Source organism: Enterococcus sp. 9E7_DIV0242 (genome assembly GCF_002140975.2).
GTDB classification, from domain to species: Bacteria; Bacillota; Bacilli; order Lactobacillales; family Enterococcaceae; genus Enterococcus_L; species Enterococcus_L clewellii.
The window spans coordinates 4,463,154-4,487,630 of record NZ_CP147247.1 but is presented as its reverse complement, the minus strand read 5'-3'; the positions used below and the strand labels follow the sequence as shown (position 1 = coordinate 4,487,630).

The 24,477-nt window shown below is 39.2% G+C and carries 22 protein-coding genes; 5 read left to right on the top strand and 17 right to left on the bottom strand.

Annotated features, from left to right (window positions below; all coding sequences use genetic code 11):
• Nucleotides 1-245: 245 nt before the first annotated feature.
• Both alaS and A5888_RS20875 read right to left on the bottom strand, forming a co-directional pair.
• Nucleotides 246-2,888, bottom strand: a complete 2,643-nt coding sequence (gene alaS / locus A5888_RS20880; protein WP_086349360.1) for an alanine--tRNA ligase — start codon at nucleotides 2,886-2,888, stop codon at nucleotides 246-248.
• 497 nt (nucleotides 2,889-3,385) lie between these two features.
• Nucleotides 3,386-4,480 carry a DUF7278 family profilin-like fold-containing protein gene (locus A5888_RS20875; RefSeq protein WP_249274485.1) on the bottom strand — a complete coding sequence of 365 codons (1,095 nt, stop codon included), beginning with the start codon at nucleotides 4,478-4,480 and terminating at the stop codon, nucleotides 3,386-3,388.
• A 100-nt stretch (nucleotides 4,481-4,580) separates the two neighbouring features.
• Here A5888_RS20875 and A5888_RS20870 point away from each other — a divergent pair, with 100 nt between their 5' ends.
• Complete coding sequence (locus A5888_RS20870; protein WP_086349359.1) at nucleotides 4,581-5,027, top strand: GNAT family N-acetyltransferase; 447 nt, start codon at nucleotides 4,581-4,583, stop codon at nucleotides 5,025-5,027.
• A gap of 285 nt (nucleotides 5,028-5,312) precedes the next feature.
• On the opposite strand, the gene rbfA is transcribed toward A5888_RS20870, so the two are convergent.
• The 7 genes from rbfA to A5888_RS20835 form a co-directional block, all read right to left on the bottom strand.
• Nucleotides 5,313-5,660, bottom strand: coding sequence for a 30S ribosome-binding factor RbfA (rbfA, locus tag A5888_RS20865; protein WP_086349358.1), 348 nt, complete (start codon nucleotides 5,658-5,660; stop codon nucleotides 5,313-5,315).
• Between the two features lie 34 nt (nucleotides 5,661-5,694).
• Entirely contained in the window at nucleotides 5,695-8,406 is a 2,712-nt protein-coding gene (gene infB, locus A5888_RS20860) for a translation initiation factor IF-2 (RefSeq protein ID WP_086349357.1), read from the bottom strand.
• 12 nt (nucleotides 8,407-8,418) lie between these two features.
• Nucleotides 8,419-8,721 (bottom strand): L7Ae/L30e/S12e/Gadd45 family ribosomal protein, encoded by a 303-nt coding sequence (locus A5888_RS20855; RefSeq protein ID WP_086349356.1) that lies wholly within the window; start codon nucleotides 8,719-8,721, stop codon nucleotides 8,419-8,421.
• On the bottom strand, nucleotides 8,714-9,010 hold the full coding sequence (gene rnpM / locus A5888_RS20850) for an RNase P modulator RnpM (RefSeq protein ID WP_086349355.1): 297 nt from the start codon (nucleotides 9,008-9,010) through the stop codon (nucleotides 8,714-8,716). The genes A5888_RS20855 and rnpM overlap by 8 nt, the downstream gene beginning before the upstream one ends.
• 20 nt (nucleotides 9,011-9,030) lie before the next feature.
• The gene (gene nusA, locus A5888_RS20845; RefSeq protein ID WP_086349354.1) at nucleotides 9,031-10,239 is read right to left on the bottom strand and encodes a transcription termination factor NusA; all 1,209 of its coding nucleotides are present in this window, start codon (nucleotides 10,237-10,239) and stop codon (nucleotides 9,031-9,033) included.
• A gap of 88 nt (nucleotides 10,240-10,327) precedes the next feature.
• Nucleotides 10,328-10,801 carry a ribosome maturation factor RimP gene (gene rimP / locus A5888_RS20840; protein ID WP_086349353.1) on the bottom strand — a complete coding sequence of 158 codons (474 nt, stop codon included), beginning with the start codon at nucleotides 10,799-10,801 and terminating at the stop codon, nucleotides 10,328-10,330.
• A 226-nt stretch (nucleotides 10,802-11,027) separates the two neighbouring features.
• The gene (locus tag A5888_RS20835; protein ID WP_086349352.1) at nucleotides 11,028-11,813 is read right to left on the bottom strand and encodes a GNAT family N-acetyltransferase; all 786 of its coding nucleotides are present in this window, start codon (nucleotides 11,811-11,813) and stop codon (nucleotides 11,028-11,030) included.
• A gap of 135 nt (nucleotides 11,814-11,948) precedes the next feature.
• Between A5888_RS20835 and rnhC the strand changes: the two genes are divergently transcribed.
• The 3 genes from rnhC (at nucleotide 11,949) to A5888_RS20820 (ending at nucleotide 14,340) form a co-directional block, all read left to right on the top strand.
• Nucleotides 11,949-12,884 carry a ribonuclease HIII gene (gene rnhC / locus A5888_RS20830; protein ID WP_086349351.1) on the top strand — a complete coding sequence of 312 codons (936 nt, stop codon included), beginning with the start codon at nucleotides 11,949-11,951 and terminating at the stop codon, nucleotides 12,882-12,884.
• 104 nt (nucleotides 12,885-12,988) lie between these two features.
• Nucleotides 12,989-13,420, top strand: coding sequence for a GNAT family N-acetyltransferase (locus tag A5888_RS20825; RefSeq protein ID WP_086349350.1), 432 nt, complete (start codon nucleotides 12,989-12,991; stop codon nucleotides 13,418-13,420).
• Between the two features lie 80 nt (nucleotides 13,421-13,500).
• On the top strand, nucleotides 13,501-14,340 hold the full coding sequence (locus tag A5888_RS20820) for an AraC family transcriptional regulator (protein ID WP_339101826.1): 840 nt from the start codon (nucleotides 13,501-13,503) through the stop codon (nucleotides 14,338-14,340).
• Between the two features lie 607 nt (nucleotides 14,341-14,947).
• Here A5888_RS20820 and A5888_RS20815 read toward each other — a convergent pair.
• Complete coding sequence (locus A5888_RS20815) at nucleotides 14,948-15,604, bottom strand: GPP34 family phosphoprotein (protein WP_170924788.1); 657 nt, start codon at nucleotides 15,602-15,604, stop codon at nucleotides 14,948-14,950.
• A gap of 156 nt (nucleotides 15,605-15,760) precedes the next feature.
• On the opposite strand from A5888_RS20815, the gene A5888_RS20810 reads away from it, so the two are divergent.
• Nucleotides 15,761-16,615, top strand: a complete 855-nt coding sequence (locus tag A5888_RS20810; RefSeq protein ID WP_086349347.1) for an Rgg/GadR/MutR family transcriptional regulator — start codon at nucleotides 15,761-15,763, stop codon at nucleotides 16,613-16,615.
• A gap of 184 nt (nucleotides 16,616-16,799) precedes the next feature.
• Here the strand turns inward: A5888_RS20810 and A5888_RS20805 are convergent, their stop codons facing one another.
• From A5888_RS20805 to A5888_RS20775, 7 genes are read right to left on the bottom strand one after another with little or no spacing between them, the layout of a single operon-like run.
• Nucleotides 16,800-17,543, bottom strand: coding sequence for a hypothetical protein (locus A5888_RS20805; protein ID WP_339101825.1), 744 nt, complete (start codon nucleotides 17,541-17,543; stop codon nucleotides 16,800-16,802).
• A 28-nt stretch (nucleotides 17,544-17,571) separates the two neighbouring features.
• Nucleotides 17,572-18,555, bottom strand: coding sequence for a hypothetical protein (locus A5888_RS20800; RefSeq protein ID WP_339101824.1), 984 nt, complete (start codon nucleotides 18,553-18,555; stop codon nucleotides 17,572-17,574).
• On the bottom strand, nucleotides 18,548-21,151 hold the full coding sequence (locus tag A5888_RS20795) for a YfhO family protein (protein ID WP_086349344.1): 2,604 nt from the start codon (nucleotides 21,149-21,151) through the stop codon (nucleotides 18,548-18,550). The genes A5888_RS20800 and A5888_RS20795 overlap by 8 nt, the downstream gene beginning before the upstream one ends.
• A 21-nt stretch (nucleotides 21,152-21,172) precedes the next feature.
• Nucleotides 21,173-21,769 (bottom strand): signal peptidase I, encoded by a 597-nt coding sequence (gene lepB / locus A5888_RS20790; protein ID WP_086349426.1) that lies wholly within the window; start codon nucleotides 21,767-21,769, stop codon nucleotides 21,173-21,175.
• Between the two features lie 56 nt (nucleotides 21,770-21,825).
• A complete protein-coding gene (lepB, locus tag A5888_RS20785) occupies nucleotides 21,826-22,611 on the bottom strand; it encodes a signal peptidase I (protein ID WP_339101823.1) in 786 nt (261 codons plus the stop codon).
• A 23-nt stretch (nucleotides 22,612-22,634) separates the two neighbouring features.
• A complete protein-coding gene (locus A5888_RS20780) occupies nucleotides 22,635-23,312 on the bottom strand; it encodes a hypothetical protein (protein ID WP_086349342.1) in 678 nt (225 codons plus the stop codon).
• Nucleotides 23,313-23,333: 21 nt separating this feature from the next.
• Nucleotides 23,334-24,428, bottom strand: a complete 1,095-nt coding sequence (locus A5888_RS20775; RefSeq protein WP_086349341.1) for a DUF916 and DUF3324 domain-containing protein — start codon at nucleotides 24,426-24,428, stop codon at nucleotides 23,334-23,336.
• Nucleotides 24,429-24,477 lie beyond the last annotated feature (49 nt).

Sequence of the window (24,477 nt, the reverse complement as noted above, 5' to 3'; positions counted from 1 at the left end):
TTTCATACATTCCTATATCACTGTCGTGTTTTATGGCGACTCACCCATACTTTTTTCATATCATTTTCATGAAAATATACTCACTTTTTATGAATAGTTTTTGAAAACATATTATTTTATTGATAAAGACAAATACTTACCTCTTAACAAATCAGAAAACAGGCGATTGAAACATTCTACGTTTCAATCGCCTGTTTTCTGATTTGTTTAGTATTATCTGTTTCGTTTATACATCACGGATGCCCTTATTTGCTTTCAAGCCAGCTTGTTACTTCGTTTAGCGCATCTGCAATTCCTGCTGGATTTTTACCACCGGCTTGTGCCATATCAGGACGACCGCCGCCGCCACCGCCCACTTTGGGTGCGATTGCTTTGATCAAGTCCCCAGCTTTCAAGCCAGATTCATTTGCTTTGGATGACATCGCAGCCAGAAGACTTACCTTGTCTTCTTGTGCTGTCGCTAGTACCAAGACATCAGATAATTCTTTTTGCTTCCATTGGTCAGCTAATTGACGAAGCTGATTCATATCTTTTACATTGACCTTTGCAGCAATGTAGGTATGTCCATTCACTTCTTTGACATCCTTGAAAATGTCGCCGGCTTGTTGATTCGCCAGTTTGCCTGCTAATTGTTCATTTTCTCTTTGCAGTTGACGAAGCTGTTGTTGCAGCTGTTCTGTCTTAGAAACAACTTCTTTCAACTGCGGTGACTTCACGATACCGGCAATTGCCTTCAGCTGCTGCTCTTCCTCATTCATCATTTCGTAGGCTTCCTTACTTGTTACAGCCTCGATCCGACGAACCCCCGCACCGATTCCAGATTCAGAAACGATTTTGAAAATACCGATATCTTCAGTATTTTGAACATGTGTCCCACCACAAAGCTCAATAGAATAGCCACCGATATTAACCACGCGGACTTCTCTACCATATTTTTCACCAAACAGAGCCATTGCGCCCATATTTTTGGCGGTATCAATATCAGTTTCGATCGTCTCAACAGGGATCGCTTCCCAGATTTTTTCATTAACGATTGCTTCCATCTGAACCAATTCTTCCGCTGTCACTTGACCAAAATGAGTGAAGTCAAAGCGTAAGTGTCCCGGTGCCACAAGGGAGCCAGCCTGATTGGCATGGTCGCCTAGAATATCTTTCAATGCACGATGCAACAAGTGAGTTGCTGTATGATTTTTCAAAATACGATTCCGCATTTTTTCGTCAACTTTCAATTGGTAGCTGCCGCCTTCTGTCATTAGCCCGATCACTTCAATTGTATGGAGAAATTGTCCATTCGGTGCTTTCACGACATTTACAACATTTGCTACCACTGTTCCATCTGCTGTTTCGATCGTTCCATGGTCGGCAACCTGTCCACCCATTTCTGCATAAAACGGCGTTTCAGCAAAAATCACTTGAACAGTTCCTTCCGAAACCGTATCAATAATCTCTTCATCCTGTAGAATGATCAACAATTTACTTTCAGCCTCAAGCTGAGTATACCCAACAAAGGTACTCGCAACTTTGATATCTGTTAAAACAGCAGACTGAACCCCCATCGAAGCTTCTGTATTTCGCGCCGCACGAGCTCGTTCACGTTGTGCGTTCATTTCTTTTTCAAAGCCTTCATGATCGACCTTCAAGCCCTCATCTTCTGCAACCTCTTCTGTTAATTCTACAGGGAAACCATACGTATCATAAAGCTTGAAAATATCTTTTCCGTTCAATGTATCTTCGCCGGATGCTTTCACTTGTTCGATGACTTGGTTCAAAATCTCTAAGCCTTCGTTGATCGTTTCATGGAAACGTTTCTCTTCATTATGAACCACTTTTTCAATAAATTCTTTCTTTTGAAGCACTTCCGGATAGTAGCTGACCATGATCTCACCAACTACAGGAACCAGTTCATATAAGAAGGATTTATCAATTCCCAGCTTTTTACCATGCATAACTGCACGACGTAACAAACGGCGCAACACATAGCCTCGGCCTTCATTAGATGGAACCGCTCCATCACCAATAGCAAACGATAATGCACGAATGTGGTCAGCAATCACCTTGAATGAGCTATCTGTTTGCGGACTGTCTCCGTACTTCACTTGATTGCTTAGCTTCTCTACTTCATGAATGATCGGCATAAACAAGTCTGTTTCAAAGTTTGTTGGTGCATCTTGGATAACAGAGACCATTCTTTCCAGTCCCATCCCAGTATCAATGTTTTTATGCGGAAGCGGCTCGTAAGATCCATCTGGCTGATGATTGAATTCAGAAAACACCAGATTCCAAATTTCTAAATAGCGCTCGTTCTCTCCACCTGGAAAATTTTCCGGATCATCCTCTGGAATATCAAGGAAAGCTTCGCCACGGTCATAGAAAATTTCTGAATCGGGACCACATGGGCCAGCACCGATATCCCAAAAATTGTCTTCCACATCAACAATATGGTCTGCTGGCAACCCAACTTCTTCGCGCCAAATACGTTTTGCTTCTGTGTCTTTTGGATAAACAGTCACATATAGCTTTTCAGGATCAAAACCAATCCAATCCGGTGAAGTTAGGAACTCCCAAGCCCAATGAATCGCTTCTTTTTTGAAGTAATCCCCAATAGAAAAATTCCCCATCATTTCAAACATTGTATGGTGGCGGGCTGTTTTCCCAACATTTTCAATATCATTTGTACGAATAGATTTTTGTGCATTGGTAATTCTTGGATTTTCAGGTACAACGGAACCATCAAAGTATTTCTTTAGCGTTGCAACACCTGAGTTGATCCACAATAATGTTGGATCGTTGACTGGCACAAGTGATGCACTTGGTTCAATAGTGTGCCCTTTACTTTTGAAAAAGTCTAAAAACATTTGACGAACTTGACTGCTGGATAATTGTTTCATTTTTTCTATTCCTGCTTTCTTCAATTAATTTCCCTGAATATTGTTAGTGAATCACTAGAGCCGCGACCCATAGTAATAATTAATGCCACCCTGTAAATAATGCATAATCGCGCACTCAACTGACTTTTCCAACTGGCTAATCAGCCGTTGCAAGAATCACAGTCTCTTGCTCAACTATTTTGCTGCTCCATCGTTTCTCTTAGAACACACAAAAACACCATCGCAGTCAAGGACGATCATTCGCGGTACCACCTTGATTGCAATGATGTTGTATCATTACCTCTTAAGCTCAATAACGCTGAGTTGCGTCAGCATTTCTGCTGAAACTTTCTAAAGAGAGCCCGTTCAACCGTGTACTATTCTTCTCTCAACAATGAAGAACTTTCTGTTAATACAGTGGATCAAAAAGATGTTCTTTAGATTTCTTCTCAAAGTATAAGGAAAAAACGTGCCAATGTCAACAGCGAACTTGATTCGTGTTGCCCTTACTGGCTTCTTTATAGTTCAATAGCAATCATCTTTCTATATAAATAGATATCAGGGCTAAGAATCTGGTCCTTTGCAAGCATATGCTGCGACTGATAATACGTGGATAAAGGAAGCATGTTCTCAATCAGCGAACGCTGTGGACGCTGCCTTTCGAGCTTGACGACTTGTTCTCTGTCAGTCAGCTCATATCTATTTTGATGACTGTCTATTACCACTCCAAACATATTTGGGCCATTTATCTTATCAAGGATTTGGCGACCGGAAGCCTTTGGCGGAAGCAATAGTTCATTTCCCCACCGAAAAAGTCTTCTTGTTCCAGCCCCTACAGCAAATTCCCATTGATCCTCAGATAAAAGACTGAATCCTTTTTGCTCAATTCTCTTTTTCAGCTGTGCATGGGTTTGTTCACGAGAAGAGTAGACCAGATACGCATCCGTTGTCGGTACAAACTCTAAATAGTAGCTATCACGCTTGTGTATCGATTTGGGAAACTCCCAAAACACACTTTCCACAGCCGATAATGTTGGAAACAGAGTAGCTGTGATTTCTTCTTCATAAGGGAGGAAGTGTGTCACTTCACCCTTGAAGGTACCTGTAACAGTATCCATAATACCTAGAATTTCTGTTCCTGCCGGCAGTGCATATTTTTGAACAAGCATCGCAGGAATCTTTGTTTTTCTCAATTCACTTGTGTGGTCATTGATATACAGACTGATCCCATCAAGAGAGCTAAAATCATAAGACTCCTCTGCTTCAATCCAATCAGCTGCTTCGCCAAGCTCTTCATGCTTCAAGCTTGTTTTGAATGTTTTGTCTTCTGTTTCCAACAAATCAAAGCCAAGCAACTCATGGCTACGCAAGCCTTCTGCTCCAAGATCCCAGCCTAGAATTGCCTCTTTGTTTCCTGGGATAAAAACAAATGTTTCGCCATCCAATTCCAATTCGAAGGTTCGGCATTTTATTCCATATAATTCATAATCTTTCAAACGAATGTCGCTGATTTCCGTCATTGGATGTACATAATAAAGCAAAACCTGCTGAAATACAGACTTTTTAGCTTTGTCGGACATCTTTTTCCAGCTGATCCAGTCCAATTGCTCCATGAACACTATAAAAGAACCTCCTCGTATTTCTTCCACTTTTCTGTTATTATAAGTATACCATTGAATTACTATTTTATTATGAGAAACATGGAGGAAAATCATGAAACTACATTTTGGAAACGAACGATGGAATCAGGCAGCAGCTTTTGCCCTTCGATATGAAGTATTCGTTAAAGAACAACACATCTCAATCCAAGACGAGTTTGATAGACTGGACACACCAGATCGTAAGTACTTTGTTTTATACCAAGGCAGAGAAGTTGTTGGAACATTACGTTATGAACTAGCAGAAGAAGAGATTGTTCAACCAGACCGTTTATGTGTTCAAGAAGACTACCGGAGAAAAGGAATGGGTAGTAAGCTGATGAAAGCGTTAGAAGATAAAGCTGTGGCAGAAGGCTGTACGACTTCCACTTTGTCTGCTGAAATCAGTGTTGTTCCTTTCTATGAAAAGCTTGGCTATACAAAAAAGTCTGGAACCTATTTAGAAGACAATATTCTTTGTGTAAAAATGTCAAAAGATCTCTCTGTTTCAACTGAAGGTTAAGAGTAAATACATAGAAGTATTTCTTAAAATCCGATCCAAGTAGGTTGTTGACACAAGTATAAAAAGAAGAAACGACATAGTTCCTCATTGGAACAACTCTGAACAGACAGATTAACTTAATATAAAAAACGCTGACCAAAATTTCGTTTGAAATTTAGTCAGCGTTTTTTTATGGGATAGAAAAATCTCAATGCAGAAACCAACTATCTCTGCTTACAAAAAAGAACAGAGAAAACATTGAATTCAATGTTTTCCTCTATTCTCTTCTTACAGGCTACACTTTTCTTATTCTTGATTCAGTTTGCGGATCAGTTCATCGATATGATTGCCATACTCTACTGATGCATCCTTTTCAAAAATAAGCTCAGGTGTTTTATACAACGTCAGGCGTTGTCCCAATTCTTTACGAATCAGTCCCTTCGCTTTGTCCAGCCCTTGCTGGGCCTTTTGGTGATCTGAAGCTAAATCTGAAAGCAGGCTGTAAAAGATTTTTGCCTGCTGCAGATCGCCTGTCACACGTACGTCTGTAATCGTAATATCTTGGACTCTAGGGTCTCTGACACGCTTTCTCAAGATGTCGTTGATTTCCCGCAAAATTTCTTGTCCAACACGACGGTCACGATAATTTGCCATTTATTTTTCTCCTCTCAGCTATGGAGCAGAGGAATTAAGCTCGTTTGATTTCTTCCATTACGAAGCCTTCGATCACATCATCAACTTTCAAGTCGTTGAAGTTTTCGACCATCGCTCCACATTCAAATCCTAATTTCACTTCTTTTGCATCATCTTTAAAGCGTTTCAAGCTGGCTAATTCGCCTTCATAGATAACGATGCCATCACGAATGACACGTACACCACTATCACGACGGATAGAGCCATCTGTTACATAACAGCCGGCAATCGTTCCGACTTTAGACACTTTATACAATTCACGAACAACCATTTGTCCAGTGATTTTTTCTTCAAACTCGGGATCAAGCATCCCTTTCATCGCCGTTTCGATCTCTTCAATCGCATTGTAGATGATTCTATGCAGACGAATATCCACTTCTTCTTGGTCTGCTTGCTGTTTCGCCTGAGGTGTCGGACGAACGTTGAACCCAATGATGATGGCATTACTTGCTGCTGCAAGCGTTACATCACTTTCATTGATCGCACCAACTGCTGAATGGACGATTTTCACCCGTACACCTTCAACATCAATCTTCTGTAGACTGGCTGCTAAAGCTTCTGCTGAACCTTGTACATCGGCTTTGATGATGACGTTCACTTCTTTCAGTTCGCCTTCCTTCAAGCTTTCAAACAGATTGTCCAGAGTCACGCGATTGTTCGCTGAACGCTGTTCCAACAAGGCACGCTTCGCTCTTTCTTCTCCAGCTTGACGCGCAGTCTTTTCATCTTCCAATACGGCAAAACGATCCCCTGCTTGCGGCACACCATTCAATCCTGTGATTTCAACTGGTGTTGCCGGTCCAGCTTCTTTATCTCTGCGGCCGATATCATTGGTCATCACACGAACACGTCCATAGGTATTACCCACAACGATTGGATCGCCGACTTTCAAGGTTCCTTGTTGAACCAATAGGGTTGCTACAGTTCCTTTTCCTTTATCCAAGCGAGCTTCGATAACTGTTCCAATTGCTTTTTGAGTCGGATCAGCTTTCAAATCTTCCACTTCAGCTATCAGTAAAATATTTTCCAGCAGCTCATCAATATTCTGGTTGAATTTCGCTGAGATGTTGACAAAAATCGTATCTCCGCCCCATTCTTCCGGAATCAATTCATGTTCAGACAATGCTTGTTTTACATTATCCGGATTAGCACCTGGTTTATCAATTTTATTGACTGCTACAATGATTGGTACCTTAGCAGCTTTCGCATGGTTGATTGCTTCAACAGTCTGAGGCATCACACCATCATCTGCTGCAACTACTAGGATCGTGATATCTGTAATACTTGCACCACGTGCACGCATACTTGTAAACGCCGAGTGTCCTGGTGTATCAAGGAAAGTGATCGGCTTACCTTCGATTTCGATCTGGTATGCACCGATATGCTGTGTGATCCCGCCTGCTTCTCCTGATGTTACGCGAGAATGACGCAGTGTATCCAACAATGTTGTTTTCCCGTGGTCAACATGCCCCATGATTGTTACAACTGGAGGACGAGTGACAAGATTTTCTTCAGAAATCGCTTCTGTTTCAAAGAATTTATCGATATCAGCAATATCAATCTGAATTTTTTCTTTTGGTTCAATGCCGTAGTCAACAGCTAAAAGCTCAATCGTTTCTTTATCCAGAGATTGGTTTTGGTTAACCATAACGCCCATCATAAAGAGCTTCTTGATGATTTCTGCTGGCTCACGGTAGATTTTTTTCGCGATATCCGCTACGTTCATACCTTCCGTATATTCTAATACTTCAGGTAGCTCTTTGAACTTTCTAGCTGGTACTGGCGGCTTCGTAGATTCTTGATACTTGCCTTTTTTCCCTTTTTTATTAAATCTGTTACGGTTTTGGTTGTAGTTGCCACGATTGTTGCGGTTTTGGTTCCCGCCGCCACCGAAGCTGTTGTTTCTATTTTGACTATTGCCACGGTTTTGATTATTCTGACCAGTGCCGGTACCTGTTCCAGTACCTTGACGATTCTGACCACCTTGTTGTCCTTGTTGCGGACGATTGTTGCTTTGGCCCTGCTGTGTCGGACGATTTTGCTGTCCTTGCTGCGGACGGTTATTTCCTTGGCCTTGTTGGTTCGAACGATTTTGCTGTCCTTGTTGCGGACGGTTGTTACTTTGGCCTTGTTGTGCCGGACGATTTTGTTGCCCTTGTTGCGGACGGTTGTTGCCTTGACCTTGTTGGTTCGAACGGTTTTGCTGCCCTTGCTGTGGACGATTATTCCCTTGACCTTGTTGATTCGAACGGTTTTGCTGTCCTTGCTGTGGACGGTTTTGTTGTCCTTGCTGTGGACGATTATTTGTTTGGCCTTGTTGTGGGCGATTATTACTTTGTCCTTGTTGTGCTGGGCGGTTTTGTTGTCCTTGTTGCGGACGGTTGTTCCCTTGGCTTTGTTGTGCCGTTCTACTTTGTTGCGTTGGTTTGTTTTGCTGTCCCTGCTGTGGGCGATTACTAGTATTATTATCTCTCATATGGTCTGATTTTTGTCCTTGCTGTTTAGTTGGCTGTTGATTTGCTGGTTTCTGTTGAGGTGCCTGACTGTTCTTTTTCGTAAATGCAGAACGGATTTTTGTTTCATCATCAGAGCTGATTGCTCCCATGTGATTTTTCACATCAATCCCCAGTTCGTGTGCTCTGGTCACTACCTCTTTACTCGATTGATTCATCTCTTTGGCTAATTCATATATTCTCTTTTTACCCATGCAATCACCTTCCTAGCCTTTCGTTAATTCCTCAAATTTCCTGGCGAAGCCCCTATCATTTACACCAACGATCATCCGTGTTCTGCCAATTGCTTGACTGATTTCTGATTGGAGCAGTTCACAATTACAGGAAACTTTATAATAGGAACACTTATCTTTGATTTTTTTCCGTGTATTTTCACTCGCGTCTGCTGCAACGAATACAAAAGCTGATTTATTATTTTGAATATCTTTCACTGTTAATTCCTCACCAGTGATCAATTTCCCAGCTCTCATTGCCAGACCAAGTAAGCTTAATGTTTTTTCTTTATTCATTTCCAAACAACTCTTTACGTGCTTTTTGGTGTTCAACGTAATCCAATAGCTCTTGATAGAAGGCATCAGTCAATGTTGTTTCCAATACTCGATCGAGTATCTTATTTGCTTGTGCCTTTTTAACTTCCTCTGGATCAAGTGCTATATAGGCTCCTCTTCCCGGCATTTTTCCAGACGGGTCCAGAGAAACATCGCCTTCTTTTGAGCGAGTAATACGAACAAGTTCTTTTTTAGGCTTCATTTCTCCTGAAACAACAGATTTGCGCATTGGAATTTTTCTTTTTTTCATTTTCGATCCCCTCCAAAACGTTATTCTTCTGTTTGTTCAGCCTCTTCCGGCTGTTCCATATCAAGTTCAGCTTCTACATCATCTGTTTCTTCATAATCTACTGTATCTGCAGCTTCTGTTTCAACAAATTCTTCTTCATAGACATCAAGAAGTTCTTCACCATCAGCAGCTTCAGCTTGCTGAGCGTAAAAGTCTTCCATTTCTGATTCTGGTTTGATATCGATTTTAAAGTTTGTCAGTTTTGCTGCCAAACGAGCATTTTGCCCACGTTTCCCAATTGCTAAAGATAATTGGAAATCTGGAACGACCACTGTACAAGCTTTCGGATTTTCAGGGTTAAAAATTACGTCTACAACCTGTGCTGGATTCAATGCATTACTGATAAAGACTGCAGAATCTTCATTCCATTCTACGATATCCATGTTTTCGCCTTTTAGCTCATTCACGATTGCCTGTACACGTTGTCCTTTTGGTCCAACACAAGTTCCTACAGGATCGACATTGGCATCATTAGAACGGACAGCAACCTTTGAACGGTCTCCCGCTTCTCTGGCAATACTTACGATTTCTACAATACCATCATAGACTTCCGGAATCTCCTGTTCAAACAAGCGACGTAATAAATCCGGATGGCTGCGACTTACGAAAACCTGTGGTCCTTTTGATGTATTTTCTACACGTGATACATAGACCTTGATTCGATCATGCGGCTGATAAAACTCATTCGGCATTTGGTCTTGCTTTGATAATACTGCTTCTATTTTACCAAGGTTGACATAAATGTAGCGACGGTCTTGTCTTTCAACGATTCCTTGCATGATGTCATTTTCGTACGCACTGAACTCATCATAGATAACTGTTCTTTCTGCTTCACGAACCCGTTGCAAAATAACTTGCTTCGCTGTTTGAGCTGCAATACGACCAAAATCCTTTGGCGTTACTTCAAAACGAATTTTATCGCCTACTTCATAGGCTTTGTTGATTGCCATTGCATCCTTCAAAGATACTTCCAGCTGTGAATCCATTACTTCGTCAGTCACTTCTTTTACAGCATATACGTGGATGTTCCCTTTTTTTTCGTCGAACTCCACTTCAACATTATTAGCTTGTCCATAGTGTCTCTTATATGCGGAAACTAATGCTGCCTCCAGTGCTTCAATCACTATTTCCTTTTTTATTCCTTTTTCAGCTTCTAATGCATCTAAAGCGTTTAACATCTCTTTGCTCATTAGTTATTCTTTCCTCCCGATTTTTTAGTCAAAGCTGAACGAATCTTGTCTTTCTTTACTGAAAGACAAACCGTTAGAAGCTACTGCCTTAAAACTTTATTGCTAAACGAGCCTTTGCAATATTTTTTCGATCGATGACCAATTCTTTTGTTCTTGTTTTGATTTTCACTGTCAAGGTGACTGTTTCTTTGTCAAAGCTTTTCAGTGTTCCTTCGATCTGTTTTTCGCCTTCTACAGCTTGATAGAAAGAAAGATGGATGTACTCTCCCACTGCGTTTTCATAGTCAGCTTCCTTCTTCAATGGACGTTCTGCCCCCGGAGAAGAGACCTCGAGAAAATAGGCCTGCGGAATCGGATCTGGTTCTATTGCATCCAGTCGTTCACTTAATTGCTCACTGACAAATGCACATTCTTCTATATCAATGCCACCTGTTTTATCAATAAACACTCGTAAAAACCAGTTCTTCCCTTCCTTGACAAACTCTATATCTACAAGTTCAAAATTCTGCTCTTTCAAGATCGGTGTGACTAACTCAGTAACAGTTTCCACGACACTACTCAAAATTTTCGCCTCCTTCGAGATTAGATGTAACGTACCATTGGCAACTCAAGGCTCCTGATCGATGCCATTAAAAAGAGTGAGCAGAAACCCGCTCACTCACACTTAGTATCATTACTTGTACATAGTTTACCATAAATAGGAAGAAAGTTCAAACAAACAAATCCTTTGTGTTCTCTTACGGCTCTTACTATACACTATTCGTACTTATTCACCTTGCTATCTGTTGTTATTCATTCCTCTTAGTTTCCATCTGTTTGACAAATAAATGATTGATAGAAAAGGCTTTTTCCTCAAACCCCAGTTTTTTGTACAAAGAACGCGCCATTCCATCAACATGGGTAGTTAGACCGACACCCATGGCTTTGTTCGTCCGTTCTTGAACCGCCGTTTTGATTAATGTTCCCGCAATCCCACGCTTGCGATATTTTTCATCTACGTAAACATTCTCTACCTTATAATACTCCTGCAGTTCATAAAAATCGATACTGCCGACCACTCTATCCTCTTCTACAGCAATATAAAAACTTGCAGGTTGCAATTGGAACAACCAACGAATCAGTTTCATTTTTTCTTCCGCAAAGCTCAAGGATATCCGCTTCGCATCATTAAAAGCAAACGCACAATACAACTGCAGGTCCGCCTCTGTTTCTACTTTCCGATATGCAACTTCAGTCTGGGCTTGTTCCAATGCTTCGTAATCCTCCAAAGCTAAATAGACCAATTGCTCCTCCGAATAGTCATAACCTTCAAAGGTAGGCGCAAGCCACATTGCCTTTTCTTTCGTTGGAAAGATTCGTCCAAATAACTTAAGAAAACCTTGCTCCTCCGCATAGCCTCTCATAAAAGCAGGCAGCTCTGAAACAAACAAAGGGTCCTTTATATAGAAGAAATTATAATCATACATTTGTGGTACCAGCGAATTACTGTGTTCAATAAATTGCTTTGACTCTTTTTTAGGACTTACCAAGCTATAATAGTACAACTCGTTCTTTTCAATTTGTTTTGCATTCATGTTATCCAACTCTTTTCTTTTTCATCTATTCTTCCATCTTACCTGTTTACCTACTGAAAACCAATACTATTTTCAGTTGAGGCTTTCCTTTTGATCGTTTTTCTTTTACCATAGAAGAAATGAAAGCGAGGAGAAATAATGGCCAATCAAGTAATCAAAGTATCTAAAGATACTCTAAATAAAATGAAGCAATCTTATCAAAAAAATCTGCTTAACAAAGCAATCCCATACACTGAGTTTTCTGCCAAGGTTGGAACGACAACTATTACTGCTTATACCTCCGGAAAAGTCATGTTTCAAGGCAATGACGCGGAAAGAGAAGCAGCCAAATGGGGCGCACCAGCACCTACAAAGACAGGGGAACAGAAAGCAACAGGTAAAAGCAGCACTGCACTGCCTGCCGGCTTTGCCCAACGCTCTGCTATCGGCAGTGATGAAGTCGGAAACGGCAGCTATTTCGGGCCGGTCACCGTCTGTGCAGCCTATGTTGAAAAGGATATGATTCCCAAACTACAGGCTTTCGGCGTGCGAGACTCTAAAGAGCTGACAGATGATCAGATCATCAAGCTCTCTAAAGTAATCAAAGAGCTGATTCCGTATCGACTATTGATTATGGAACCAAAAAAATACAACGAAATACAGCCAAAATATAATGCGGTTCACATGAAGGTTGCCTTGCATAACCAAGCGATTTTTCTTCTTCTACGTGATCTTGATCCAGTCAAACCAGAAGGCATTCTTATCGATCAGTTCACGCCGGAAGGAAATTACCGAAAATACGTTCGGGATGAACGAAATCAAGTCAGTGAAAAATTATATTTTATCACGAAAGGTGAACAATACCATATCGCTGTTGCTGCCGCTTCAATCATCTGTCGAGCTGCTTTTCTAGAGGAATTGGAAAAAGAAGGAAAAGAATTGGGTTTTGCCGTACCATCTGGTGCCGGTGCAAAATCTGATCAGGTCGCTGCACGAATTTTAAAACAAGGTGGACTGTCTCTCTTAGAGAACTACGCCAAGCTTCATTTTGCGAATACTGGTAAAGCTCAGAAAATTGCAGATAAAGGCTAAATATCTGACGACGATTAGAAAAAATCGCCATCATTCTATTGATTATTGAGTTTAACGCATTGTTTTTACTGATAATGTCAATTATTTTACGAGGAGGAACTTGTATGAATATAAGAGAAGCACAACTTGCTGACGCTGAGGCGCTTCATGCAATCAACCAAACATCTTTAGGCTACGATTACCCATTGGAACTGACCAAAAAACAACTTGAAAGCCTGCTCAAAGAGTCAGACAACAAGCTATTTGTCAGTTTGATCGAGGGACAGGTTTGCGGCTATATCCACGCAGCTGTCTACCAAACAACCTATGCCCCAAAGCTGCTCAATATTTTGGCCCTTGCGGTTGCTACAACGGTTCATGGAAAAGGCTGTGGCAAAGCCTTGATGACTGAAGTGGAGCATTGGGCGCTTACTATTGATGCTACCGGTATCCGTCTAAACTCTGGTGAGGATCGAACTTCTGCCCATCAATTTTATGAGCATATTGGCTTTACAAAACGAAAAAATCAAGCAAATTATTATAAAATGCTCAATTAGGATAACTGCTAAGATACTTCGAGCACTTACTATCAAGAATTTTAAAAAGCAATACTATATAGAAGAAGGGGGTGAAGTGTTTGGATAAGAAAGCTATAGTGACTGATAGTATAGAATATATGTTGAACCATTTAGAAGACAATATCACAATTGATGATTTAGCAGCGCATCTTTTCCTCTCAAAATACTATTTTTGTAGGATTTTCAAAGAAGTAACGGGTGAGAGTGTCTATGCCTTTATTAGACGGTTTAAAATGGAGCAGAGTGCTATAGATCTTAAGCTCAAGAAAGAACGCTCACTATCGGAAATCGGCTTAGATTACGGCTATAGTTCAACAAACTATAGCTCAATCTTCAAAGAGTACTACCATTCTCCCCCTTCAATATATAGAAAGCTGCCTCACCATCAGAATACAGCGAATCCCTTTTATCCTGAAAAATCGGGACAATTTGTTACATATCAAGCATTTGAAAGTAAAATTCAAATCAAGGAAATTAAAAACTCCTACATGATTTTTGAAAGAACATTAGGAAATTATAGGGATATAAAAGAAAAATGGCGGCTTTTTATAGATAGAAACAGCCAGTCTATGAATGGAAATAACGTTTTAACAGAAAGATTCTATAATGATCCCTCTTCAACTACACGTCATAACAATGTATGTGATTTATGTCTAGTTGACTTTGATTATACGTCAATTCATGACAACAATAGAACGTTGTTGGAAGGTGGAAAATTCGCTGTCTACCCATTTGAAGGATATATTCAGGATATTTTCAGTGAGATTCAAGGTTTGTTCATCGTCTGGCTGCCGCAAAGCCCGTATGAAATGAGCAGAAAGTATGGCTTAAATATGTATCAAAAAATTGATTTTGATAACAACTACGTTAAAATGAATGTTTGCATTCCTATCAAATAGAGCAAGAATTCAGAAGTTCACAGGAAGACTTTTTTCTATACTAAAGATGATTCAAGATAGAAGATTCTTTAGTAAGAAAAAGGTCTTTTTCTTGTTCTATTTTTTAAGGAGGTTTGAGTATGAGGATCACTGAATTTACGCCGCCATTTCGATTTTAATACTTATAGGTGGAAAGAAGAATTCGTTGAAGCATATTATCTGAATCATAAATCGTCTATCTTCCCACTCATCGCGTACTATTTTAAAAGAAACATAAAAAGAAGATTATAGCTTTTCAAAGTCGAACTTAAGCGTCTGATTCATATAAAGAAAACAATCTATAGGCAATAACACAGTGTGAAAGAAAATGAATGGCACAAGTATTGGCCTATTGAATACCGAGAAGGAGCTTTATCATGCCCAAAATGAAATCACATAGTGGATTAAATAAGAGAGTAAAATCAACAAAAAAAGGGAAAGTAAAACGACATAAAAAAGGCGTGAAAACCGCTGTCTATGTCTCCCACTCAGACCTACCCGTCATAAAAAAATCAATGTAATCGAGATGCTTAAACTATAATAAAAATCGGATGGTTCCTTCGCCATCCGATTTTCATTCGTTTTTTAGTTATATAATCACTGCAACTGCTAGTACTGTATACAGCTGATCGATCACGCCCATCATTTTTTGGATGTCTTTTGCCAAATCACTGCGCTTCAATGCTTTTAATTCATCCTTGATCATTTTTTGATCATGCTTGGATAAGTACTGGGTCAGTGCATTGGATTTTTGCAATAATAAAACCAATGCTAATTGATCCAAATTTTCTTCCATAGAACTAAAGCTTTTTCTTATAGAATGAATGATCCTTTCTATCTCAGGTTCGTCAGCGTACCAATTGATTTTTTCTCCAAAAATCCCTTCCTCACTCTTCTTACTTACTAAGCCTTTCTTAATCAATTGCTCTCGAATACTCGCTATCAATAAAGATAGTTCTTTTTCTAAAAATGTACCACCATAGGCATCCGCAACTTTTTCAAGTGTCCGCTTTTTCAGACTCTGGAGCTTCTCTACCAAAGGAGCTAAGCCACTATATTCTACAGGAAGCTCTGCATTCAGTATCAGCACCTCACTGTCTCTGATTTCTATCACTTCGGCATTCTGCAGATCCAACAAGCCAGCCATGACTAGACTAACTTTTCCATAATCATTCAAGGCGCCAATTGTCCCTTTTTTATTCATTACCAATAAAAAGAACTGCTCACTGATTGTTAAATGTTTCATATTTCTCACTCCTTCTCTTTCATTTATCATAGCAGTTGCCCTCAATAGAATCGAAAAACAGAAAAAATCTATTCAAAAAAACTCTCTCTATCGATTGTTTTTGTTAAAATAGAAAGGAATGAAACTATAGTTTCAACTGGGAAGAGGTGAGCTCGTTTGAACAGCACAGGGAAATATTTCAAAAAAATCCGAGAAGAAAAGAATCTATCCGTAAAAGAGACAGCAACAGGTATTGTCACAACACAGTTTTTAGGAAAATATGAAAACGGAAACAGCGATATTCGCTTTGCGAATTTACTACAGCTGCTATCTAGAATGAATGTAACAACTGAAGAATTTTTAGCCCACATAACCGATAACATGGACACTTGGTTATTAAAAACAGAGCAGGATCTAGACCATGCTTTTAATGCCGGCAATTCTTTTCTAATGAAAAGTTTTATTGAAAAACAGGAAGAAGACTATCAAGAAACGCGAGACAAAAAATATAAGTATGCAGCTGATATAGGGAAAGACTACTATAATTATCTTTTTTTCGAACGATACACGGTTGATCTCACTGAAATCAAAAACTATCTTCGTCAAACAGAGCAATGGGGGAAGTTTGAGTTATTTTTACTGACCTACACCAGAGCCCTCTTTAGCCCAGACGAATCATTTCTATATGGAAAACAATTGCTAAAGCGAAAATCGGTGTCTACTACCATCAACCAATGGCGCTGTGATGCTGCCCTTCATATTATCTTAGGTCTTTTGAGGGCAAACGAATTAGAAAAAGCAGGAAAGCTTCTGGATTCCTACTTTGATCAACTATCCGGTAATAGAGAGTTTTGTTATCTTCATTATGATTTATTTGCTCGTTACGTTCACGGCCTATTTCTTATGAAAATGGACGATCCAAAAGGGAAGGAGCAGTGTAAGAAAATCATTGACATTTTTTCCGAAGTACTCGGCTACACCGATTACGCCAATCGTCTAAACACGATTTATGACTTTTATGAGTCTCATTAGAACGAGTCTGAAACATTCAGTATTCTCAATAATTGACTAAAACGTACATCTAAACATTTTAGGTATGCACCAACCTGTATCTACTCAAGACGTAACAAATCAGCTGACAGTTTCATTTCAACTGTCAGCTGATTGTTTTCGCGTACTACAAATGATTCTAAATGACTTTCTTCAGCACTAAGTGTCATTCAAAGCTATGGTCCTCCATCACTACGACCACTTGAGAAACAACACCGTTCTCTGCTCTTTTTACATAAAGTTTTTTTCCGATGCTGTTTTCTTTTTTTGCTGCCTCCAAGGTATCAAATAAAACAGTTGTAGCATCTGTTTGCTGTAATACTTCTGAAAGCTTGACTGAAAAATCTTTTTCAGGAATATTGTATACATCGCCTAACTGAGAAATTAATTTCTTCAAATCTTTTCCATTAAATTCTCCGGTAGAAGTAATATTTTTTACTTCAATTAATTCTCTTGAAGCATAAGCCAATTTCTGTTCTTTATCATAGGTATATATTGTCTGAGTCTGAACATACAATGGATAATAGCCCTCACTTGTCTTGAATGTCCAATACGACAAATAATTGGTTTCCTGTTTGTCTGACGAAACAGTATACTGTGTTGATTCAATCCAACATTTATCTTCTTCTACCAGCTGATTCACCAAGACCTCTGACGCAGCTGTCAAGGTTTTCGTGTGTGCCAACTCCAGTTTGTCTATCAGCAGTTCATCTGCGTCTTCCTTGCTTAGCTTTTCAAACGAATAATTGTAAAAAGCTGACTCTCTTGCTTTTGACCAACTGATTTTTTGATCCTCAGGTGTTAATTTATTGGTACTTGTTTTTGACTCATTGCAAGCCACTAGCATGAAACTACAACACAAGAGTACCAACAACAAGCCCTTATTTTTTCTCTTATTACAAAAAAGCATCCAATTCACCTCTGTTATGTTATTGAAATTATTCATCATCAAATGTGCTTAAATCGAGTTGGATTTCTTGATCCCGTTCGAACTCATCCTCATTAAACAGGACTTTCACTATCCGTTCATTTTCGTCCGAAGAAACTTTATAGAAAGCAAGTCCTTCCTGTTCTTGACCTTTCAGCACTGGTTCCTTATTGGTTACAGCCAACTCTTTCAAGTTTGCTGCTTCTGCGTCATCTGGAAATTCAGCTTGAGCCAGCTTGTTTTCCCCCTGTTTAAGTGTCGTTTTCTCATACCAGAGTGCCGGAGTCACCGCTGTATCTGCTTTGTTCATTATTTTGAATCGTACAGCCAAATACTCTTGGTCAGCCACCGTTATCTTTCGATAGCCTGTCACATCAAATCGGAGAAGATCATTTTCAGTATACAAGCTGTTAGACTCTATTTCTGAGGTAGACTCCTCTGTCTCAATCGTTGCTTCGCCAATTTCTTTTAGACTATCCGCCGATTCATTCAGGATCTCTACACGCTTCTCATAATTTCGATCATCCGCAGAATAATAATTGATTTGAACCAAACTGTTTTCCGTTACAATATAATAATAATGCACCCAAATACTGTCATCTTTATAAAAAGTATTTACAGTATATTTAAATGCCGGATAACCATTCACTTCGTATTCCTTCATAAAAATATCTTCACTGTTTTTATACCCATGAACCTTCTGCAGGTCTTCTCTCGTTTTTTCACCAAATCCTTCAAGTACCACTTCATCTATCGGAAAAGTCAAAATGTACATGAAAGAATCACTTTTTTCATCTTCTGCACCAAAAACAGCTGTTTCACCATAGTTTTTTTTATAGACGGATGATTCCTGCTGTTTCCATGTATCCGGCAGACTGAATTCGTATTGGTGTCCTGCACCTTCAAAAGTTGTTTTTTCATCTGCCAGTTTTGCTGAACAGCCACTCAAAATAAAGAGTAGCAATACAAGTATACGTAATCCATTTTTATTCATTTATAGCTCCTCTTTCTTTTTTTCGTGTGTCATACCATGCAAATCCTTGAAATAAAACAAGACCACTGACAAAAAGTATTGCACCAATTTTGAATCCCTGAGGTAAAAAGACAAATTCGATTTTATGTTTGCCAGCAGGCACATTGAGTGTTAAAAAGGCTTTCTTGAATGTTGGTATTTCTACCTTCTTGCCATCGACATAGGCGCTCCATCCCGCATCATAGGGAATCGTAGTAAAAAGCACTTGATCCTTTTTTAGATCAACAGCTGCAGTCGCCGTTCGCCCTGTTGTTTGAAATGACACCCCCTTCTCCTGAATGGCCTCAACAGCTTTTTTGAAGTCTAGTGTATCGATCAACAAAATATCGGGTTTATAGATTTTAACCATTCTGGCACCAGTAAATGCTGTAGTGACCTGCACAGTCGTGCCTTCCTCATAGTATCCAAGATTATAGTATTGACCTGTTGAAGCTATCTGCGATTCTCTAGCCACGCCATCGACAGTGACCTCGACACCACTATCAAACATATAACTCATATCTGTTGGATATAGACTGATATAGGCTTGCTGTTTGGCCGGTACATAAACAGACCAAGTGATTGTTTGCGGTTTTGTTGGACTGATTTCAGTATATATTTGTTCTCTCCCTGATGTAGTGAGTGTTGTATTTTCCAAGGTTACTTGTCTTGGCTCAATAATCTCTATCCCAATATCCTTTACGCCTGATAAATGAGTGAATAAATCTACTTGATTTTTTACCGCATCTGTTCCGAATATCTCTTCATCCGTCAGCACACCTAAAGGCAAGGCATATTGATTTTCATATAAACTATAGTCACCACTTTCTGCAGTTTTTTGAAAACCAAACTTCATCGGATCTTCTTTCGCTAGATTATATTTAACGCCTAATAAAGCATCCATAAGAAGTGTATTGTTTGCATAATTGATTGTTAAATTGGTACCAAGCGAGCGATAGCCTAGTCCATTCAAGTAAGCTGAGGAGTGACGATTTCGAATAGAAGAAAACATGGTCACGCCACTATACCCATAATTAAAGCTGTCATTATGGGATACCTGATCAAGATTTTCCAACCGATATACTGAATTATTCTCCGTTTTTGTCTGATCTACTAATTGCTCTATAGCTGAATAAGACTCGGAGTAATACTCTCGTTTAGGGTATCCCCAATCTGACCGTATACCAGCAACCATTCCCTTTGTATTGAAGAAAACCTCGACAAGCATAAGCGCTAATAGCAGTATAGGTGCAAATTTTTCAACACGCCCTTTTGTCTTATAAATGGAAATAAAAAACAGATAAGCGATCAACAACCCAATCGTTACATAGAGTGTTTCATTGGTAATATAGTTATATCTTTTAGGGTTTGAGAAAAGAATCGATGCTATGAACAAACCGCCAAGTACGAGACAAATATTAAATAGCTTATTTCGGTCTTCTTTTTCATAGGCTTCAAAGCCATAACAGCCCAGAAAAATCACTAAGAACGACACTAAAAAACTAAACCGGAATAAAAACATGTTTGGTGCATGTAGGCCATGCCACACTAGATTCAGCGGTTCAACATATACACTCGCAACAATTATCAGCAGCAGAAACCCATAGCCCAGCTTGCTTCGTAAAGAAAATTTCTTTGATACGAAATAGAAGCAGCAGAAAATCAATGGGATCAATCCAACATAGATAAAAGGAGCTGACCCATATTTACTGGTGTCATAAGCCGCTACCATGTTCTTTACAACAAAATCCCAAACACCTGTATCTCCAGTAAAAAAATTATTGATCGGTTCTAGCGATTCGCCATTGTTCCTTAAATCCATAATCGTCGGTAAAATCGTTACCATTGACGCTCCGCCGGCCGAAAACGCCGTTATCAAATAAAAACGAATACTTCGCCTGTATTGCTTCCAGTCAATAAATAAATGGGCGATATAGAACAAGAAAGAGAATAATCCCACAATAAATGCCATATAGAAATTAGACAAAAAGAGCAAAAGGTAGCTCCAAAACAATACTTGAGGACTTTTCCCTTTCAATATTCGATTGATGCCTAAAATAATCCAAGGCAAATAAACAAATGCATCCAGCCACATAATAACTGGTGAGTAAGCAACGGTATAGCCCATCAATGCATACGCAACACTGAAAGAGATATGTTGCCAGGGGGACATTTTGGGGAATGTTTGAGACGCAAAAACAAAAAATGAAAACCCGATTGCACCGAATTTTACCAATGTGATAACATAGAGCGCATCTGGCATCGCACCATTGTCAAAAAAGAAAACCAATGGTGTAAACAAACTATTGAGATAATACGCAGAAAATGACCAATAGTTTAAACCCAACGATCCATACCAGGTATAAAAAATATTCTGTTTTCCATGTAGAACATTGTTAAAACTTGCATGAAAATTTGAATATTGGGAAAAGCTGTCACTAGCGAGTATGCTATAATCACTGCCTAAATAAACGTCATTCATCGCATAAACGATGACCATAATAATTATTGGCACCATAAAGCTTGCCAGCAAAGCAATGTAATTTCTTCTAATATAGCTGCCTACTTTTTTCTTCATATATTCCTCACTTCATCTACATTAATTTACATTTCCTATACTCGAAAATGGATAATACCGAAACAGGACAGTCCCTTCTATTTGTTCTGATTTAATCAGTCCTAAATGACGACTATCTGTTGAATGTGTCCGATTATCACCCAATACAAAATAACAATCCGCAGGGATCACCTCTAAATGTTCCACGTCATTCCAGACATTTTCTGTAATTGTTACCTTCAATGTTCCATCTGGTAGTTCTTTTGCCGGAAGATTACTTTCCGGCTCACTGTCGCCCATTTGGTAATTGATAAACAGAGCATTTCCCTCTACCCAGATTCGATCTCCTGGTAAGCCAACTATCCGTTTAATATAAGATTCATTCGGTTCCTCTTCCGGTATGAAAGTGACCAAATCATATCTTTTCAACTCATCCGTTTTTAAAATAGCCACACGATCGCCATTATGCAATGTCGGCTTCATCGAATCTCCATCAATCCGATGTGTGCGTATCTTTAAGAAAAACAGGAGAAGTAAACCGATAATACAAATAAAGAAGAAAGCAGAAATAAAGAACTCTTTCTGCTTTGTCGGAAATCGTTTTTTCAAACGAAATTTAATTAGTTTGTTTCTTTTCATCACGCAACCTATCCTTCTCTATATAAATCCATTAGGCATATGACCTTTTTGCACGACTAAAAAACAGTCATTGTATGGAAAGGGAAAATCCGAAACTTGACTACACCGACAACGTCCTTCTCTGAAACAAAACCAAAATGACGACTGTCCGATGCATAAGGACGATTATCTCCTAATACAAAATAGCTTTTCTCTGGAACCTGACTTTTTTTGGTCAGTTCAGTTAATGTAAAATCCTCTGTAAATTGGACTTCTCCATTTTGTGCTATGCCAGTAGTCAAATAGCGTTCAACCTTTTCCGTTTCATTGATATAAAGCTGATCCGCTTTATACTCCAAACGATCTCCCGGCAGACCGATTACACGTCTGATGAGCAGGTCATTTGTTCCAGTCTCTTTGATACAAATCAAATCAAAATGCTCAATCGTACCGATTTTGCTTACAAACAATTGATCTCGATCATTCAAAGTTGGCGTCATCGAATAGCCCTGTGTCTGAACCACTCTGAATGTAAAAAAATACACCAGAAAAAACAACCCTAAAAAGACACTCAATGTCAAACCAATTTCCACCATAAATAATTTCAACTTCTTTTTTTTTCGGTTGCCGGCAGATACTTTCTTTTTCCGCTGAGATTGTATCGATTGAGATCGACTATTTTTTTGCAACGGTTTTTCCGCCGTTTTTTTCAGTTGTTGCTTCTTTCCTGTCACATTCATCCGCTTTTTCTTTTTGGCAGATTGTTTCTCTTTCTCTCGTTCAGCTGAACGTAAGGGAGTAACTCTCCCTTGCGTTTTTGCTGATTTTTTTTTCATTCTATTTTTTTTATTCTCTTTCTTCATGCTTATCACTTCTTACCGCTGAATCATTTCTTCTGCTGTAAAGCACTTTCATTTACTTGATATTTCTCGAATACTTTCTGCTGACTTTCTTTTACTTTTTCGATATCTGACAAGTAGTTGGTCATTTCTTCTTGATTCTCCAAAACCGTTCTTGCTTGTTCATTTAAGTTAATCCCTAAGTTCTTTACTAAATTAAAATGTCGATTGACCAGCTTCTGTCCGTCAACAGCCATCCCCACATAAGCTGTTTCTGTCCCCGCTCCCGCAAGCTGTTGAGATAGATCACGAATATTTTTCGTTGTCTTTTCAATCGAAGCACCATTGCCATAAGAATTTAGCTGACCTTCAATTTCTCCAATAAGATAATAGCTTTTCGCTAATGCTGCTGCATTAGACGAACTCAAGCTTGTCAATTGATAATAGCGTGCGTAAGATGCACTGCCGCCAAGCAGTACAGATAAAATCAACAGTAAAATACCCGTACGTAATCGTTTCTTTTTCGTCTGCTCTGTCTTCTTGCAGATTCGTTGCCATTGCTTCCTCTTTTTCTTATTTTTTGGTCTTCTAGCCTTGATCTTTTTTAAACTTCGTCTAGCAGCTGCGTTAAGAAAAAGGAACAGAACCCCCAACAAGAGTAGAAGAATTCCCAATGACAGCAGACCTATGAAGGTCAAATCCAGCATACTCATATTCAAATCCATAGATCTTCCCTCATTTTCAAACTATTTTCTATTCCCCTTTTTTGAAGGCTTACGTTTTCCTTTTTTCTTCCCTTTATTTTTAAGAATGATACGCACAATAACAAAAATTATCAGAATAACTGCTAATGCTCCACCAACGATCGCTGCAATCATTTTCCAATCAATCGTTCTTTCTTGAAGCAACGACACATCTTGACCGTTAAACTTATCTGCTTCTTCATCAGTAATCGTAAAATTCTCTGTCCATTCCCAACGCTTTTCACCTGCGGTTACTAAAATATGCGCCTTATAATCTCCAGGCTCCATCGGATCACCATTCATGGTCACAGGAAAGTTGATTAATGTGTTGGGAGCCATCTCCATGCCGGCTTTTTTTGTATCATAAAGTACTTCTTCTGAATCAGCAGGCATGATTTGAACATCCACTGTCATATCTCTGAGAAAATCAGCTACTGTATTTGAGAAATTGATAAAAACAGCATTTCGATAGTTCGATAATCCGGCATAAGCTCTATTCATCTCTAAATTGGATTCTAGTACTGTCTCGTTTTCTTGAAGTACCATACCAATCATGTAGGCATATTCATTGATAATCCCACCTTGACTGTTCGAATGATCCACTTCCTGCTGCAATTGAATCCCACCGACAATCTTGCCATCATAAGAAGCCTCCGGCATTTTGATCGTTAAATAATAAGAAACAAGTGATTGTGCCGGAATAATTACCTGCTTTTCTCCAGTCACTATATCTGTAAACTTATATTTCAATGATTTATCATCTTCTATGTCGGTTGGCCCGTATTCGATTACACCATTTCCATTCGTTTTGGTTCCATTTAATGAAATATTGATCGTCATTTCATGCGCAGAATCGTTGATCAGTTGAACTTCCACAATCTGTTCCTGTCCCGGAACCATCATCAAATTGAAATACCCAACATCCTTTTTGTGTTGATTCTCCGGAAGAATAACTTGATAATTAAACCCACCTAATGGATCTTCCGCTCCGCCTTCTGTCGTTGCTGTTTCTTCTGCATATGTAGAGACACCCCAAATACAACTTGTAACTATGTACAGAAGGAATAATGGCCATAAATAGTTTTTATTTTTCTTCATCGCTCGGTTACCTTACTACCTTTCATATTTTCAACAAGAAGATTTACCG